Genomic DNA, 16829 nt, shown 5'->3' with positions numbered 1-16829 from the left:
GCTTTCACGCTTCGCTAGCATGGCAAGCCGGGCCGCGATGACACGCAACACACGCAAGCTGCGCGGCCTCTGAATCCATATGCCGGAGGCTTTTCATCATGAAACACAGGACATTGCAAAGCCGCCGAATCTTTCTGGCCGCACTTGCCGGAACGCTTGGAACCATGGCGTTGCCGTCCTGGGCCAGGTTCGAGAACGACCGCTTCAGAATCGGTTATCAAAAGGCCGCGAGCACGCTCGTGCTGCTGAAGGCGAACGGCACGCTCGAAAAGCAACTCGCGCCGTTAGGCGTGAAAGTGAGTTGGACCGAATTTCCCGCTGGTCCGCAATTGCTCGAAGGATTGAATGTCGGCGCGATCGACTTCGGTTATGTCGGCGAAGCGCCGCCGGTTTTTGCGCAAGCGGCAGGCGCGGACTTCGTCTATACCGCGTATGAAATCCCGACGCCGCGCGCGGAAGGCGTGATCGTCGCGCAGGACTCGCCTATCAAGAGCGTCGCGGATTTGAACGGCAAGAAAGTCGCCTTCAACAAGGGATCGGACGTGCACTGGTTCATCGTCGCGCTGTTGCGCAAACATGGCCTCGAATACACGGACATTCATCCCGTGTTCCTCGCGCCCGCCGATGCACGCGCCGCGCTCGAACGCCAGTCCGTCGATGCATGGGCCATCTGGGACCCGTTCCTCGCGGCAGTGCGCGCGCAAAGCAATGCACGCCTGATCGCGGATGCCGAGGGCGTCGCGAGTCATCACCAGTTCTTTCTGAGCCAGCGTGAATTCGCGCAGAAGCGCAAGGACGTGATCGCCATCGCGATGGATGCGCTCGGCAAGCAAGGGCAATGGGTCAGGCAGAACACGGCGGAAGCCGCCGCGCAGCTCGCGCCGATTCAGGGACTCGATGCCGCGATCATCAAGGCCGGGCTCGCGCATTACGAGCACGTGTATCGCCCGATCGATGCGGCCGTGCTCGACCAGCAGCAGCGCATCGCGGATGCGTTCTACGACCTCAAGCTGATCCCGCGCAAGATCGTGACGAAGGACGCGGCGCTCGCCTAACGCGTCGTGGACGTGCTGGCGCGTAGGGCGATTACATCGACGATGAACGCCACGCCCAGCGCCGCCGCGCCGATGGCGAAGAGCAGCCGGTAATCGCCGCCGCTCTTCGAGAAGAGGAACGACAGCCCGTATGCGGATGCCGCCTGCATCACGGCGAAGCTCGTCGTCGCGGTGCGCCATGCGCGCTTCTGCGCGGCGGGATGATGCGCGAGCAGTTCGTTCGCGCGGCCGAGCACGAGCGGCACGATGCCCGGCGTGAACGCGCCGACCACCACGCTCGATATCATCAGCAACGCCGCATTCGATGAAAGCACCGGCAACACGACCGCCGCGAGCTGAACCAGCAACGCGACACGCAACGCGCGGCCGAAGCCGGCGCGATCCGCGAGATGGCCGCTCAGGAGCGGACCGGCTATCGCGCCGAGACCGTAGAGCACCCAGTAATACGCGCCCGCATCGACGCCACGGCCTAAGCCCCGCGCGACGTAATCGACGAGAAAGATCATGTGCGGCACGAGGCCGACCGCGTTCAGCCCGTACTCCGCGAAGAGCGCACGCAACGCGGGCGTCGGCGCGGGCTTCGTGTGCGGATGATCGCTCGCATGCGACGACGGCGCTTTGTGCGGCGGCCATCCGTTCCACGCGACGACCGTCAGCACGAGCGATACCGCCGCGAGCCCGAGCCATGTCTGGTGCAGACCCTGACGCAGGAGCAGCGGCACGATGGTCCCCGATGCCGCGATGCCGAGCCCGACGCCCGTGAAGATCGCGCCGCCCGCGAAGCCGCGTCGCGACGGCGCGACGTGCGCGAGGATCGTCGGCGCGGCGAGCACCATCAGCGCGCCGCCGGAGATACCCGATGCGAGCCGCCATGCGAAGAACCACGCAAACGAAACGGGATACGCGCACGCGACGAAGGCGATGGTGGCGAGCAGCATCATCGCGCGAAGGACGTTTGCGGCGCGCGCGTGACGCACGAGCGCGCCCGCCGTGAGCGCGCCGACGAGATAGCCGCCGAGATTGGCCGCGCCGAGATAAGCGGCCGTCGATGCCGGAAACCAGTGCGCGCCGATGATCGCGGGCAAGAGCGGCGTATAGGCGAATCGCGCAAGCCCGATGCCGACGAGACTCGCGCTCGCGCCCGCCAGCACGCCGCGCCATATCTGAAATGCCGCGCCCTTGGTTTGATTCGAGACTGCGTGTTGCATGGCGCCTCCGTGGGGATGCACGCAGTTTATAGGCGCGCGATTCGCGAGAGAATCCGCGCGTGACGAAATAGATTCTTCCGCTAGGCGAACGAGTGCTTGCGCGGATCGAGGTGCAATCGCCTGAATTCGCGGCGCAAACGCGGCGTCGCGAAATCGACGAACGCGCGCACTTTCGGCACCGCGAGCCGTCCTTCGGGCGTCAGCAGATGCACGGGCAGCGGCGCGTGCTCGCTATCGGGCAACACGATGCAGAGCGTCGCGTCCTTCACTTCCTTCGCGACGTGATACGAAAAGAGCCGCGTCACGCCCTGCCCATCGACGGCGTAAGCCACCGCCGCGCGCACGGTATTCACGATGATGCGCGGCGCGAACTGCACGACTTGCGGGATCGCCGAGCCGCCCGATGCCGGAAAGCTCCATGAATCGAGGCCGAAATGCGTCATCGAGACGATGCGATGCTGCGCGAGATCGGCGGGCGTTTCTATCGGCGGATGCGCGGCCAGATAGCGCGGCGACGCCGCCACGACGCGCCGCACTTCGCCCACCGGAATGGCGATGAGCGTCGAGTCCGCGAGATGCGCGATGCGCAGCGCGATATCGATGCCTTCATCGATCAGGCTCACGGGCCGGTCGAGCAACTGAAGGCGCACGGAAACGCCGGGAAAGCGGGCGAGGAAGTCGTCGAGCATCGGCGCGAGCAGCGCTTCGCCGGCGGCGACGGGCGCGGTGATCGTCAGAAGGCCGCGCGGCGCGGAACGTTCATGCGCGACGAGCAGGTCCGCTTCTTCGAGATCGGTGAGAATGCGCCGGCACGCGGACGCGTACCGCTCGCCTGCTTCGCTCAACTTGATGGTGCGCGTCGTGCGATGCAGGAGCGCGGTGCCCGTGTGCGCTTCGAGAAACGCGATCGCGCGGCTGACGGCGGCGGGCGACCGTCCGAGCCGCCGTCCCGCGCCCGCGAGACTGCCTTCGTCGAGGATAGCGATGAAGACTTTCATCGCGTCGATTCGGTCCATGTCGATGAGTGCAGTTCGATTGAGTGAGTTCGCCCGGCGCGGCACGCTTGCCGTATTGACCTTCGGAATATACATGAGGCGCTATTTCGCCCGTTATCGCCGCGAATAGCGCGATTGCAATGTACGATGCATGACCCATTGCGCATTCAAGGAGCACGCATCCCATGTCGTCCACTCACGCGATCGCAGCGAGAACCTTCGTTCTCATTCATGGCGCATGGCATGGCGGATGGTGCTGGCGCTTCGTCGCGGACCGGCTCAGGGCGCGCGGGCATCGCGTGTTCGCGCCTTCGCTGACCGGACTCGGCGACCGGCGTCATTTGCTCGCGGCGGCGACATCGCTCGATGTGCCGATAGCGGACATCGAGCACCTCATTGAATCGGAAGAACTGAGCGATGTCGTGCTCGTCGGTCATAGCTTCGGCGGGCTGGTGGCATCGGGCGTGGCGGACCGCAGGCCGGATGCCATTCGCGCGCTCGTCTTTCTGGATAGCCTGCTCGTCGAAAATGGACAGACCGCGTTCGACGTGCTGCCGGCAAGCGTCGTGAAAGAACGCATGGATTCGGTGACGGCGAGCGGGCAAGCGCTCGGGATGCCCGTCAATGGACTCGCGGGCACGGGCATACCGGACGATCATCCGCTTGCCGACTGGGTGCGTCGCAGGCTGACGCCGCATCCGGTGGCGACGTATCGCACGCCGCTGACGTTGAAGCATCCGCTTGGCAACGGCTTGCCGCGCACGTATGTGCATTGCGCGAATCCGTCGTATGAGACGCTCGCCGCGGTGCGCGAGCATGTCCGCGCGTTGCCGGGTTGGCAATGGGAAGCGATCGATACCGGCCACGACGCGATGGTGCTCGCGCCGGATCTGCTGGTGGATGTGCTGGAGCGGTTGGCGGGGTGAGGGTTACTGCGGCCGGCCCGCGTCGATCCACGCCTGCGTGACGGCGAATGTCAGCCGGTATCGGGCGCAGTTGAAGACTTCCAGCTTCGCAAGTTCGTCGAGCAGCATGGGCGCGAAGCCCGGGGCTTGCTCCTCCGTAAGCCCCAGTTCCTGCAGCACCGCAAGCCCGGGTTTGCGATCGCGCACGACGCGACCAATCGCTTCGGTAAGTTGCTCGCGATATCGCAGTCGCAGTGGATTCGGAGCGGCCATCGACTCCATCACGACGACGTACTTTTTCATCGAGCGTCTGTAGGTCCACGCGAACAGGTCGACCGCGCGCGAGACGTCCAGGAACTCATAGACGCCCAGCATCGCCTGTGCATAGTCGTGAGGATCGACATCCAGAAACGACAACGGTGAGCAGTTATAAAGCATCAACGGGATATTGGCCGCAAGGCGACTCGTGCGCTTGTTGCCATCCTCGAACGGCTGCAGGTACGCCAGATTCACCCACAAAAAGAACGCCGCCTCGATCGGGTTCTTGATGAGCCTCGCCTTGCTCAGGATGGTCCCGAGCATCTCTTCCAGCACGCTTGGCACTTGAGTCGGCACGTAGACCGTGTCGCTGATGTTCACCACTTTCTTGCGGATAGCGCCTAGCGCATCGGTGTCCGGAAGAAGGTCTTGCATGAGCACGGCATGCAGATTCCGGATGAGCGGAGTCGAGAGTCCCTGCAGTGGGACGGCATCGACAAGAAACTCGATCGCGGTCTTGTGGTTGAGGAGCATGACCGCGTCCGCGTCACCATCGGCGGTGCCGCGCTTGAACAGATCCTCGGTCGCCAGCAACGTGTAGCGATTGCCTTCCAGTCGCGATGACGACCACGACAGGTCGATCAACAACTGCTCCAGCACCTTGCGCGCATACGTGCCCGCGGGATGCTGCTCGCGCAGACGGCCATCGCGATAGAGCGACTCGGCCAAATCGGGCGGCATCAGCCAGCTCTCGTTCGGTACGTAGTCTTCGACGAAACTGGACCGATAGGTGACCGGATCGCGTGCGGCGAGGGGCAAGTCAAGCTTGCGGCCGAGTTCGATCGCAGCCGAGGACCATTGAGGATAAGCGCTCGCGGACAGGTTCGCGGGCGTTGTGGCCGGCGTCCCGGCAAGCCGGTACCGCGTTGCGCGCGCTTTGCCGCTGCGTGTGAGGCGCCCGCTCGCGTGCAGCATCTCGAGATATCGACGGACGGTCGCAACGCCTGCTCCCGTTATCTGTGCGATGTCAGAAGACGAAATAGCTTCTTGGCCCGATCTGGTCAGGCGCTGAACCACATCTAGAACCGTGGCTGGAGTCAATTTGGCCATTTTTTATCCGCTCAGTATCCGCTCAAGTGAGCGGATACTAGCAAAAAATGAGCGGATATTCGTGCTTTGAGCGGATACTGAGCGGATACTGAGCGGATACTGAGCGGATAGCGAGCGGATAGTGAGCGGATTTCAGATCCTTCGTTTTACGCCACCACCTTCTCCCCAAACGTCTTCGGCACGCCCGCCCGCGCGATAGCCCCGCTGAACGGCTCCCCGGGTAGCCATTCAGCCAGCGTCTCCCGCATCGCGAGCAGCTTGTCCAGGTCGATGCCCGTCCGCAAACCCTCGGCCTCCAGCAAGAACACCGTGTCCTCGGTATTGATGTTCCCGGTCGCATTCGGCGCGAACGGACAGCCGCCCAAGCCGCCGAGCGATGAATCGAACGCGCGCACGCCGGCATCGAGCGCGGCGAACACATTGGCGAGCCCGAGGCCGCGCGTATCGTGGAAATGACACGCCACCGGCACCGTGCCCGCCAGCGCGCACACCTTGCGCATCAACGCGCGCACCTGTCCGGGATTCGCATAGCCGACCGTATCCGCGACGGTGATCTCGTCCGCGCCCGCCTCGATCAGCGTCTCGACCAGGCCGAGCACGATGCGCTCCTCCACCTTCCCCGAGATCGTGCAGCCGAACGCGGTCGCCACGCCCGCGCCCAGCACCACCGGCTTCGCGCGCTCGTCCCGCTCCGCGACGATGCGCGCGAAATCCGCAACCGACTCCGCCGTGCTGCGCCGCACGTTCTTGAGATTGTGCGCATCGCTCGCCGAGAGCACGTAATGCACTTGCGCGACGCCCACATCGAATGCACGCTGCGCGCCCTTCAGATTCGGCACGAGCGCCGCCGCATGCAGGCCGTCTATCGAAAGCGCGCCGCGCGCCACGTCGACCGCATCGGCGAATTGCGGCACGATCTTCGGCGGCACGAACGACGTGACCTCGATCTCGCGCACGCCCGCATCCACCATGCGGCGGCACCATTCGAGCTTCTGCGCGGCCGTGAGGATGGTGCCGACCATCTGCAGGCCATCGCGCAAGCCGACTTCGCGCACACGGACAGCGGGCGTGCCAATTACTGCGTCATTCATTTCGATGTTCCTTTCAAAGCGTCGCATCCGCGACAGTCGCGCCGCCTTCCGCGCGGCCGTCTTCCTTCGCCATCGCAGCCGACGTCGACGGCGCGAACTTCACCGCCGCGATCGCGCCGAGCACCATCAGGAGCGCAATCGCGCCGAGACCGCCGACCATGCTGTTCGTGAGCGTCTTGATCGAGCCGATGATCATCGGGCTCACGAAGCCGCCGAGCAGCCCGAGGCAGTTGATCATCGCCACGCCGCCCGCCGCGCCGCTGCCGCGGATGTAGTCCGTCGAGATCGCCCAGATCAGCGGATTCGGCGCGAGAATGCCGGCGGTCGCAACCGAAAGCGCGGCGAGCGACAGCGCCAGATTGCCCGTCGTGAACGCGGCGACGACAAGCCCCGCCGCGCCGCAGATCATCGCGAGGGCGCAATGCCAGCGGCGCTCCATCGTGCGGTCCGAATGGCGGTTCAGCGTGATGAGCGCGATCCAGCTCACGAAGTACGGAATCGCCGAATAGCAGCCGATGGCAAGCGAACTCGTCACGCCCGCGCTCTTGATGAGCGTCGGCAGCCAGAAGCCGATCGCGAACACGCCCGCGATCTGCGTGAACCACACGAAACCCATCACGTAGACGCGGAAATCGCGCAGCGCGCGGCTGAACGTATGCTCCGTGTGCGTCGCGGAAACGCTCGACGTCTTGCGGATATCGCGCAGCACGAGGTTCTTTTCCGCCTGCGTCAGCCACTTCGCCTGCTCGGGGCCGTCCTGCAGATAGAAATACGCCATCACGCCGAGCACGCTCGCGGGCAGCCCTTGCACGATGAACATCCACTGCCAGCCGTGCAGTCCGCCATAGCCGTTGAAGTACGTCATCAGCGCGCCGGAAAGCGGGCCGCCGAAGAGACCGGCGATACCCGTCGCGCACGTGAAGATCGCGATGACTTTCGCGCGCCGCTCGACCGGATACCAGCGCGTGAGATAGAAGATCACGCCGGGATACAGCCCCGCTTCCGCGAGCCCGAGAAAGAAACGCACGGTGTAGAGATGCGAGGGCAGCGTGACGAACGCCGTCCCCGCCGCGATCAGGCCCCATAGGATCATGATGCGCGAGAACGTGCGCTTCACGCCGATGCGCGCGAGCAGCAGATTGCTCGGCACTTCCATCAGCACGTAGCCGAGAAAGAAGATGCCCGCGCCGACGCTATAGGTGAGATCGCTGAAGCCGACATCGTGCTTCATGTCGAGCTGCGCAATGCCGATGTTGATGCGGTCCAGAAACGCGAACACGTAGCACAGGAACAGGAACGGGATCAGCCTGCGCGTGATCTTGCCGTAGGTCCGCTCCGCGTCGGGCGCGTCGAAACTGCCAGGGTTGGGGGTCATGTCTGTCTCCTCCGGTGAGTCCGGGTATCGTGCCGGCCGGTCGATGCCGGCCGGTGCTTTGCTGCTTGCTGCCTGTCTCTGCTCGTCTGCTGCTTGCGCCGTCGATCAGCGGCCCTTGAACGCGGGCTGACGCTTCTCGTTGTACGCGCTGATGCCTTCCTGTCTGTCCGATGTCGGAATCAGGCGGTTGTACGCTTCGATTTCCACATAAAGGCCCGTGCGCAGATCGCCCTGAATGCCGAGGTCGATCGCCTTCTTCGCCTGCGCCACCGAAAGCGGCGCGCTCGTGCAGATGTCGCGCGCGGCTTCGATCGCATCGGCGAGCACGCGGCCGCGTTCGCACAGGCGATTGACGACGCCCCACGCGAGCGCTTCATCGGCGGTAAAGCGCGCGCCGCGGAAGATCAGCTCCTTCGCGCGCCGCGTGCCGATGGTGCGCGGCAACTGCTGCGTGCCGCCGCCGCCCGGCATGATGCCGCGCTTGACTTCGGTGAAGCCGAAGACCGCATCCTTCGCGGCGTACGCGAAGTCGCATGCGAGCAGCAGTTCCAGCCCGCCCGCCACCGCCGATCCGTTCGCCGCGCAGATCAGCGGCAGCGGGCAATACGTGATCGCGCGGTTCATGCGCTCGAAGAGATAGTGCTGCACGCCGAAGTCTTCGTCGGTCATGCCTTCGCGCTGTTTCAGATCCGCGCCGCCGCAGAACGCGCGATCGCCCGCGCCCGTCAAAATCACGCAGCGATACAGCGACGGGTCCGCCTCCAGCGCGCCGAACACGCGGATGATTTCGTGGCCCATCGTCGTGCTGATCGCATTCGATACCGCCGGACGATTGAGCGTCACGACCAGAATCTGCTGATCGATTTCTTCGAGTTGCAGCGTTTCGAGCGGCGAGTTGCCGAGTTGCTTTGCCAGTTTCAAGGTGTCTCCAGTGGCGTCTTGGCCAGCAGATGATTGTGTTCGCCGAGCTTCGGCGTGCGGCCGACCTGCGCGGGCCGCGCGCCGCCGAACGAAATGGGTACGCCGACGACCGTGGCCGCGCCGTCGTCAGTGGTGCGCAAAAGATCGAGCGCCTTCGTCTGTTCGTGCGCGACGACCTGATCGATGGTCTGCAGCGGACCGCTCGGAATGCCGGCGGCATCGAGCGCGGCGAGCCAGTGCGCGCTGCCCGCCTTCGCGAATTCCACATGCAGCAGTTCGATCAGCTCGACGCGGTTCTGCACGCGTGCGCCGTTGGTGGCGAAGCGCGCATCGGCGGCGAGCGCGGGAACCGCGAGCACATCGCACAGGCGGCGGAACAGGCGGTCGTTGCCGGCCGCGACCATGATCGTGCCGTCCGCGCATTCGAACGCCTGATGCGGCACGATCGCGGCCGTGCCGGAGCCCCATCGTCCCGGCAGCACGCCCGATGCAAGATAGTCGGCGATCTGAATGCCCGCCCAGCTAATCGCCGTTTCGTAGAGCGATACGGAGACCACTTCGCCTTCGCCCGTCGCCTGGCGGCGAAACAGCGCGGACAGCACGCCGATGGCGGCCCACAGTCCCGTGCCCATGTCGTTCACGGAAACGGGGATGCGGCTCGGCGGCTCGCCCGGCTGCCCGAGAAAGCTCATGAGGCCCGAGAGCGCCTGCACGAGCGGATCGTAGCCGGGCTTGTCGCGCAGCGGACCCGCCGTGCCGAACGCGCCGAGATTGCAGTACACGAGCGACGGCTTCATGCGCAGCATCTCGTCCGCGCCGAGACCGTATTTCTCGGTGCCGCCCGCCTTCAGATTCTGCAACACGACATCGGCGCGGGTGCGGATGAGTTCGCGCAGCGCACCGGCTTCATCCGCATTCGACAGCGACATCGCGATGCTCGACTTGCCGTGATTCACCGCATGGAAGAGCGCCGCCGCGCCGTCGATGAACGGCGGGCCCCAGTCGCGCGCATAGTCGCCGCCTTCCGCGCTTTCTATCTTGATGACCGTCGCGCCGAGCGAGCCGAGGATCATGCCCGCATACGGCGCGGCGAGGCTGTGGCCGATCTCGACCACGCACACGCCTGCGAGCGGCAACGGCTTGGCCATGTCGTCGTGCGTGCTCATTCGGCTGTCACCGCGAGCGCGGCTTCTTCGTGCGACACGGTCTCGCCGTCGCCGTAGAAGCGGCGCGCGGCTTCCTCGCTGATGTAGCCGTCGGCGATATCCGCTTCGACGCGTGCGCGTTCGCGCGTCGCCGGGTCGCCATAACCGCCGCTGCCCGCGGGCTGCACGGTCACGCGGTCGCCGCGATACACCACCGTCTGCCCGCCCTTCGCGGCCACTTTCTGCTCGCTGCCGTCCGCGCGCTGCACAGAGCACAGAAAGCGCGTGCCGGGCAAGCCGCCGAAGTGGCCTTCGGGCGCGGACCGTCCGCGTTCGCCGGATACCGTGAACGTGGCTTCGTCGTATTCGACGCGATACACGCGCCGCGACGTGAGACCGCCGCGCCTGCGACCCGCGCCGCCGCTATCGGTGACGAGCGACCATTCCTCGACCACGAGCGGCGACGTCGCTTCGATCATCTCGATCGACTGGCTGCCCGCGTTGCCCACATACACGCGCACGCCGCTCACGCCGTCCTTCTCGGCGCGCGCGCCCATGCCGCCCGCGTGGACATCGTGCATGGTGACGAACGCCTGGCCCGTTTGCGCGACGCGCGCCGCATCCGTATCGCGTCCGCTGAAAATGCCCGCGCACGACGCGCAATTGCTCTGCCCCGTGATGCGTTCCGGCACGGCGGGCGCGAGCGCCTTCAGCAAGAGATCGATCACGCGCGGCGAAGTCTCCGTATTGCCCGACACGACCGACGCCGGATACTGGCAATTCAGCACGCTGCCTTCGGGCGCGATGATCGTCACCGGGCGATAACAGCCCTGGTTGATCTGAATGGCCGGATCGGTCAGCGCCTTCACGGTGAACCACGTGCTGTTGCACGTGACCGACAGCGGACAGTTGATCCCGCCGCGCACTTGCGCGCCGGTGCCGGTGTAATCGAACGTGATGTGATCGCCTTCGACCGTCACCTTCACTTTCAGGAGCGGACGCTCCTGCTTCCAGCCCGGCGCTTCGATCGGATCGAGATACTCTTCCGCTTCGTACACGCCGTCCGGAATGCGCGCGATCTCCGCGCGAATCAGCTTCTCCGAATGATCGAGGCTCTGCGCCATGACTTCGGCGAGCGCCTCCGCGCCGTACTTCGCGACGAGTTCGCCGATGCGCCGGTCGCCCACGAACGTGCCCGCGTATTGCGCCTGAATGTCGAGCAGCAGTTCGTGCGCGTTGCGGCTGTTCTTCGTGAGCAGGTTCAGCATGTCCTTCACCGGCTCGTCGTTGCGATACAGCAGCACCGGCGGAATGCGGATGCCTTCGGCGAACACGTCCCACGTCGTCACGGTATAGCTGCCGGGCGATTGCCCGCCGATATCGGTCCAATGGCCGCGCGTCATCACGAACGCGACGATCTTGCCGTCCGCGAAAACGGGCCGCGTGAACTGCACGTCGGGCTGGTGATTGCCGCCGCCGACATACGCGTCGTTGCTGACGATGACATCGCCGGGGCGCAGGTTCTCGCGGCCCACGGCTTCCACGGAAACGCGCGTCGAGATGACGGCGGAGCCGAGCATCGTCGGGATGTCGTTGCCTTGCGCGACGAGCTGCATGTCGGCGTCGAAGATCGCGGCGGACGAGTCGCCGCTTGCGTGCATCAGCGGGCTGCCCGCCGTGCGCATCATCGCGATCTTCATTTCACGCGCGACCGCGAAGAGACTGCTGCGGATGATTTCGTAGGTAACGATGTCCATGAATCAGGCTGCCAGTTCGATAACGAGGTTGAGATCACGATCGACGCGCGCGACGTGCGACGCCTTCAGCACCGCGCAACTGCTGTGCTCTTCGATCACGGCCGGCCCTTCGATGCTCGCGCCCACCGGAATCTCGGTGCGGGCGAACACGGGCAGCGTGCGCACGTTGCCGTCGAAATACACGTCGCGGGTGCGCGTGGGCGCGGGCGTCGCGCCGCCGTCGCGTTGAGCCGCCGTGCCGCGCCAGCCGGTCGACGTGACCAGTTGCAGCCGCACGTTCGCGACGACGATCGGCTTGTCCTTGCTCACGAAGTTCCATTGCCGCAAATGCGCCGCCTCAAAGCTCGCCGCGAGCGCATCGCAGACGCCTTGCGTGTCGTCCTGCACTTCCACGGTGATGACATCGGGCTGGCCGGCGTAGCGGCAATCCGCGAGACGCACGACCTTCACGCCGTCCGCATCGACGCCGTGGCGCGCAAGCTCTTCCATGCCCTGCGTGCGCAGTTCGTCGAGCGCGCGGCTGAGCGTGGCGTCGTCGATCTTCGCGAGATCGCTTTCGAGCGGGCGCTGATAGTCGTATTGCTGATCGGCCACGGTCATGCCGAACGCGCTGAACAGCCCCGGCAGCGGCGGAATGACGACGCGGCGAATGCCCATTTCCTGCGCGAGATCGACCGCGTGCACCGGGCCCGCGCCGCCGTAGCAGATATAGCTGAACTCGCGCGGATCGTAGCCGCGCTCGACGGTCATGATGCGAATGGCCTGCGCCATCAGCGCGTTCGCGACCGAGCGCACCACTTGCGCGGCTTCCGGCACGGAAAGGCCGAGCGGCTTCGCGATCACGTCGTCGACGACGCGCCACGCGGCCTTCGCATCGAGCTTGAATTCGCCGCCCAGGAAGCTGTCCGGATCGATATAGCCGAGCACGAGATTGCAGTCGGTGACGGTCGGGCGCGTGCCGCCGCGTCCGTAGCACGCGGGACCGGGATCGGCCCCCGCGCTTTCCGGTCCGATACGCACGCCGCCGCCCGCATCGATCCACACGATGGAGCCGCCGCCCGCGCCGACCGAATCGATGTCGATGCTCGGCGAGCGCACCGTGTACGTGTGCAGCACGCTCTTGTTGCGCAGTTCGGGGCGGAAGTCGCGGATGAGCGAGACATCGAACGTGGTGCCGCCCATGTCGCCGAGAATCGCGTTCTTCAGTTCGCTCTTCTCGCAGTTGCGAATGGCCGCCGACACGCCGCCCGCCGGTCCCGATTCCAGCAGCACGATGGGACGGTCCGCGACCATCGCCGGGCTGGCGAGACCGCCGTTCGATTGCATGAAGAGGAACTTGCCCGCGAAGCCCAGTTGCGCGAGCGCGTTGATGAGCCGGCCGATATAGCGCCCGCAGACCGGGCCGAGCATCGCGTTGATGACGGTGGAGCTTGCGCGCTCGTATTCCATCGCTTCGGGATTGACTTCGTGCGATGCGCAAATGAAGCGGTCCGGCAACAGGCGGCGCAGCGTATCGACGGCTTCGCGCTCGTGCTGCGGATTCACATGCGCGTGCAGCAGACACACGGCGACGGCTTCGACATCGGACTCGCGAATCTGCGCGGCGATGGCTTCGAGTTGAGCGTGATCGAGCGGCGTCGCGACGGTGCCGTCGTAACGCATGCGCTCGGTCACTTCGAGCCGCCAGCGGCGTTCGACGAGCGGACGCGGATTGTCGAAGAGCAGGTCGTAAAGATCGGCGCGGTCGTGGCGCGACACGCGGCGCAGTTCGAGAATGTCGCGAAAGCCGTGCGTCGTGACGAGCGCGGTTTTCGCGCCGGTGCCTTCGACGACCATGTTGGTCGCCATCGTCGTGCCGTGTCCGAGGAAGGACACGTCCGTGCTCGCCGCGCCCGACAATTCGAGAATCTTGCGGAAGCCTTCCACGGTGCCGACAACGCGATCTTTCGGCGTCGTGGGAACCTTGGTCGACCAGATGCGGCCCGTTTCGTCATCCACCATGACGACGTCGGTGAAGGTGCCGCCGACATCGATACCGATTCGTTTCAATTGCGTCTCCATGTGCGTTGCGTGCTTTGCGCCCGATGCGCCCGTTGCGGCTATGATCGTGCCGCTCAGGGGGCCCAAGCATCGACGGAACCAGTGTAGAGACGCACGCCCCGCCCGGATAATGAAACCTTCGGATCAGGTGAGTCAGTGGAGTTATATCGGTGATAACCAGTATCGACGCGATCCTGCGGCGCTTGCGCGGGAACCACGTGGCGCTGTTGATCGCGCTCGACGATCACGGGTCGCTTCGCAAGGCCGCGCAGCAGGTCTCGCTTTCGCAGCCGGCGACGACGAAATCCCTGCGCGAAATCGAAGCGATGTTCGGCGCGGAACTGTTCGCGCGTTCGCCGCGCGGCATCGTTGCAAACGAATTGGGACGCTGCGTGATCCGGCATGCGCGCGCGGTGCGATCGGAGATCGGCGCATTGCGCGACGAACTCGCGGCGATCATGCGCGGCGGCGGCGGCACGCTCGCCATCGGCGCGGTGATGGGTTCGGTGCCCGTGTGGCTCACGCCGATCCTGCGATCGCTGCGCGAAGTGCAGCCGGACATTTCGGTGGAAGTGTGGGAGGACAACAGCGCGCGGCTCTTGTCGATGCTCGATCAGCGTCTGCTCGATCTCGTGATCGGCAGGCCGAGCATCAGCGTGCATCCGGATGCTTACGACTTCGTGCCGCTCGAAGCCGAGGAAGTGTGCTTCGTGGTGGATGGCGGCGATGCGCTCGCGAACGTGGAGCGCATCGAACTCGCGGATCTCGCGGACAATCCGTGGATCGTGCCGCAAGCCGCGCTGCCGATGCGCTCGCTGCTGGAGCAACTCTTCGACGAAAGGCAACTGCCGTTTCCGCGCTATGCGATCGAGACGTCATCGACATTCGCGACGCTCGCGCTGCTGCGCTCGGGAAACGGCACGGTCGGGCTCGTGCCGATGAAGGTCGCGCGCTACTTCGAGGAACACGGACTCGTTGCCGTGCTGCCGATCAGGATCGAGCGGCGCGGGCCGCCCTACGGCATCGCGACGCGGCGTGGCGCGACGCTGCCACAGCCGGTGCAAAGGTTCATCGATCTCTGTCTCGCCAGGCGCGACGGGGAAGCCTGACCTAAACTTTCTCGCCCGCCCATTGCTGGCGAATCATTTCGAGCATGCGGCCCCACTCGTAGTCCACGCTATCGGGCTGCATGCGCAGAACGCCCGCGCCCGGCGTGAACGTCAGTTCACCGAAGTAAATCTTGTCTCTCAGCGAATACAGATCGACGCGCACATATTCGAAGTCGCGCGCGAGCGCGCCCGCCGTTTCCAGCAACGCATCGAGATTCTCGGGACGCGGCACCGGCGTTTCGCTCGGCTTGTAATGGCCGAAGCGAATGTTTTGCGCGTTCCAGTTCGCATCGAACGTGTCGCCGTGCGGTATCGCGCCGAAGCGATCCGAGATCACCAGAATATAGATGGTCTGCTTGCCCGACTTCTCGTTGAACACATGGAACTTCAGATCGGGCGGAACGGTGCCGGTATCGTCGAGCAGCAATTCCTCGAAAAAGATGCGCGGCTTGATCGCACGATAATGCCGCTCGCGTGCGATGCGATAAAAATCCGTCGTCAGCCATTCCTGCGCCAATTGCGAAAGCTCTTCGAAAGACGTCGTCGATTTGTCGCGGACAACTTTAACGAAACCGCTTCCGTGATTCGCTTTCATGACGAAAGCCTTCGGCAATTCGTCGAATACGGTTTTAGTAAATACTGAAGGCGCTGCGAGCAGCGGAATCAGGTATTGCGGCCCGATTTTCCGGGCGATGTAATCGCGCACCGCCAGTTTGTCGCTCAAATCGACATAACGCGGATCGGGATGCAGGCAGCGCCGAAGGATTTGCTCGTTGAACGTCAAAGGACGCCGCAGATTAGGGAATCGCCCGATGCGCCTGCGATGAACGAAGCTCAGGAACACATCGTCGGGCAACCACACCTTTGCGCTGTCAAAGAGCCGTTTCGAAAGCGACATCCGGTATTCTCCGTGTGACTATTGTGTAATAGTGGTCGTGATTCAAGCCCCGTTTCGTGAGCGAGCGCCTGGGTCGTGCACCGGTTGGTGGACTGAAATCGTCCCAAGCCAGCGATGCCGCGACCGTGCGGCAGCCCACACTACTCACGCAAAAGACTTGCCTGCCTATTTTGGTTGTATTAAGCGGCTGGCAAAGCGCCGCTCTCATAAAACGAGCGTAGCAGACCGTCAATGGTGAGCGGAGCGCGTTTCCCCACGCTCGTGACCATATTTTTTTAGCTTGACACTTTTGCAAGCAAGGCGAAGTCCCGGTTATCACGGAATGCGAATCGTTTTTGCGAAACGCATTCGAACGTTCGCGAATCCTTCAGTGTCGGCTGCGCACGACGTTAATCGGCCAGATCGCCAAAGAGATCCGGCGTGGCGTCGCTCGCGGGATGTCGCGGCTGCAATGCGCCACCGCGCACCTGCTCCAGCATGTCCGGCGGCAGCCAGGTTTCTTCCATCGCGCCGATGCCGCGCTCGATCATCTGTTGTAGGAAAAACGACTGCTTGTGTCCCGTTACTTCTGCCAATAGCCGCAATCGCTGCTCGATCGCCGGCTCGACACGTACCGCGACCACCTTCAACTTGTTTTCGGCGGTCCTTCTCACCTTCTGCTCCCAGTTCATTGCCGATGCTTCGCGCCGCATCGCGACGCGCACGAAGCGGTGCTTCTACCATGATGTCTTGCTGCGGTGCAATGCTTTTGTGAGCCACGGGTAAGAATTGCGCGATGCATGTTGCACGGCTTGCAAACCGCATCGCCCATTCTTTACGAAGATGAAGCGCGCGCGTCGGCGTGATGAAGGTCGATTGCCAGCTTGCCGCATGGATTGCGCGAATCGCCATTCCTCGAAGAAATGATTGATTGCGACTGCTTAAGCGTCCCTTAAGCGCGCCGCCCGCAGCCTTCCGTTGAG

At 64.4% G+C, this 16829-nt stretch carries 14 protein-coding genes; 3 read left to right on the top strand and 11 right to left on the bottom strand.

Annotated features, from left to right (window positions below; translation table 11 throughout):
- Positions 1–98: 98 nt before the first annotated feature.
- Positions 99–1055, top strand: coding sequence for a sulfonate ABC transporter substrate-binding protein (locus tag NCR39_RS21370; protein WP_284507296.1), 957 nt, complete (start codon positions 99–101; stop codon positions 1053–1055).
- On the opposite strand, the gene NCR39_RS21365 is transcribed toward NCR39_RS21370, so the two are convergent.
- On the bottom strand, positions 1052–2263 hold the full coding sequence (locus NCR39_RS21365) for a YbfB/YjiJ family MFS transporter (protein ID WP_250454070.1): 1212 nt from the start codon (positions 2261–2263) through the stop codon (positions 1052–1054). The two genes, NCR39_RS21370 and NCR39_RS21365, sit on opposite strands and share 4 nt — an antisense overlap.
- Before the next feature lie 80 nt (positions 2264–2343).
- Positions 2344–3279 (bottom strand): LysR family transcriptional regulator, encoded by a 936-nt coding sequence (locus tag NCR39_RS21360; protein WP_250454069.1) that lies wholly within the window; start codon positions 3277–3279, stop codon positions 2344–2346.
- Between the two features lie 164 nt (positions 3280–3443).
- Here NCR39_RS21360 and NCR39_RS21355 point away from each other — a divergent pair, with 164 nt between their 5' ends.
- Complete coding sequence (locus NCR39_RS21355; RefSeq protein ID WP_250454068.1) at positions 3444–4184, top strand: alpha/beta fold hydrolase; 741 nt, start codon at positions 3444–3446, stop codon at positions 4182–4184.
- Positions 4185–4187: 3 nt separating this feature from the next.
- Here NCR39_RS21355 and NCR39_RS21350 read toward each other — a convergent pair whose 3' ends face one another.
- The 7 genes from NCR39_RS21350 to NCR39_RS21320 all read right to left on the bottom strand — a co-directional run bounded on the left by NCR39_RS21350 (position 4188) and on the right by NCR39_RS21320 (position 13869).
- Positions 4188–5531 (bottom strand): Fic family protein, encoded by a 1344-nt coding sequence (locus tag NCR39_RS21350; RefSeq protein ID WP_250454067.1) that lies wholly within the window; start codon positions 5529–5531, stop codon positions 4188–4190.
- A gap of 146 nt (positions 5532–5677) precedes the next feature.
- Positions 5678–6622, bottom strand: a complete 945-nt coding sequence (locus NCR39_RS21345; RefSeq protein WP_250454066.1) for a hydroxymethylglutaryl-CoA lyase — start codon at positions 6620–6622, stop codon at positions 5678–5680.
- 13 nt (positions 6623–6635) lie between these two features.
- Complete coding sequence (locus tag NCR39_RS21340) at positions 6636–7997, bottom strand: MFS transporter (protein WP_250454065.1); 1362 nt, start codon at positions 7995–7997, stop codon at positions 6636–6638.
- A 105-nt stretch (positions 7998–8102) separates the two neighbouring features.
- Positions 8103–8918, bottom strand: a complete 816-nt coding sequence (locus NCR39_RS21335) for an enoyl-CoA hydratase-related protein (protein ID WP_250454064.1) — start codon at positions 8916–8918, stop codon at positions 8103–8105.
- Positions 8915–10084: a CaiB/BaiF CoA transferase family protein gene (locus tag NCR39_RS21330; RefSeq protein ID WP_250454063.1), complete on the bottom strand. Its 1170-nt coding sequence runs from the start codon at positions 10082–10084 to the stop codon at positions 8915–8917. Before NCR39_RS21330 ends, NCR39_RS21335 begins: the two co-directional genes overlap by 4 nt.
- Positions 10081–11820, bottom strand: a complete 1740-nt coding sequence (locus NCR39_RS21325) for a hydantoinase B/oxoprolinase family protein (RefSeq protein WP_250454062.1) — start codon at positions 11818–11820, stop codon at positions 10081–10083. The genes NCR39_RS21330 and NCR39_RS21325 overlap by 4 nt, the downstream gene beginning before the upstream one ends.
- A gap of 3 nt (positions 11821–11823) precedes the next feature.
- On the bottom strand, positions 11824–13869 hold the full coding sequence (locus NCR39_RS21320) for a hydantoinase/oxoprolinase family protein (protein ID WP_250454061.1): 2046 nt from the start codon (positions 13867–13869) through the stop codon (positions 11824–11826).
- Positions 13870–14030: 161 nt separating this feature from the next.
- Between NCR39_RS21320 and NCR39_RS21315 the strand changes: the two genes are divergently transcribed.
- Complete coding sequence (locus NCR39_RS21315) at positions 14031–14969, top strand: LysR family transcriptional regulator (protein ID WP_250454060.1); 939 nt, start codon at positions 14031–14033, stop codon at positions 14967–14969.
- Position 14970: 1 nt separating this feature from the next.
- Here NCR39_RS21315 and NCR39_RS21310 read toward each other — a convergent pair whose 3' ends face one another.
- Complete coding sequence (locus NCR39_RS21310; RefSeq protein ID WP_250454059.1) at positions 14971–15867, bottom strand: ATP-grasp fold amidoligase family protein; 897 nt, start codon at positions 15865–15867, stop codon at positions 14971–14973.
- Between the two features lie 389 nt (positions 15868–16256).
- A complete protein-coding gene (locus tag NCR39_RS21305; RefSeq protein WP_250454375.1) occupies positions 16257–16520 on the bottom strand; it encodes a YlcI/YnfO family protein in 264 nt (87 codons plus the stop codon).
- Positions 16521–16829: the final 309 nt, after the last annotated feature.

Origin of the sequence: Caballeronia sp. ATUFL_M2_KS44, from assembly GCF_023630965.1 — a bacterium.
Taxonomy (GTDB): Bacteria; Pseudomonadota; Gammaproteobacteria; order Burkholderiales; family Burkholderiaceae; genus Caballeronia; species Caballeronia concitans.
The sequence above is the reverse complement of the archived record's forward strand: the minus strand, read 5'-3'. Positions and strand labels throughout refer to the sequence as shown.

Excerpts from the sequence above, each read along its gene's own strand:
- NCR39_RS21340 (WP_250454065.1), bottom strand. The coding sequence starts at position 7,997 with ATGACCCCCAACCCTGGCAGTTTCGACGCGCCCGACGCGGAGCGGACC.
- NCR39_RS21360 (WP_250454069.1), bottom strand. The coding sequence starts at position 3,279 with ATGGACCGAATCGACGCGATGAAAGTCTTCATCGCTATCCTCGACGAA.
- NCR39_RS21370 (WP_284507296.1), top strand. The coding sequence starts at position 99 with ATGAAACACAGGACATTGCAAAGCCGCCGAATCTTTCTGGCCGCACTT.
- NCR39_RS21310 (WP_250454059.1), bottom strand. The coding sequence starts at position 15,867 with ATGTCGCTTTCGAAACGGCTCTTTGACAGCGCAAAGGTGTGGTTGCCC.
- NCR39_RS21350 (WP_250454067.1), bottom strand. The coding sequence starts at position 5,531 with ATGGCCAAATTGACTCCAGCCACGGTTCTAGATGTGGTTCAGCGCCTG.
- NCR39_RS21365 (WP_250454070.1), bottom strand. The coding sequence starts at position 2,263 with ATGCAACACGCAGTCTCGAATCAAACCAAGGGCGCGGCATTTCAGATA.
- NCR39_RS21345 (WP_250454066.1), bottom strand. The coding sequence starts at position 6,622 with ATGAATGACGCAGTAATTGGCACGCCCGCTGTCCGTGTGCGCGAAGTC.
- NCR39_RS21330 (WP_250454063.1), bottom strand. The coding sequence starts at position 10,084 with ATGAGCACGCACGACGACATGGCCAAGCCGTTGCCGCTCGCAGGCGTG.
- NCR39_RS21355 (WP_250454068.1), top strand. The coding sequence starts at position 3,444 with ATGTCGTCCACTCACGCGATCGCAGCGAGAACCTTCGTTCTCATTCAT.
- NCR39_RS21325 (WP_250454062.1), bottom strand. The coding sequence starts at position 11,820 with ATGGACATCGTTACCTACGAAATCATCCGCAGCAGTCTCTTCGCGGTC.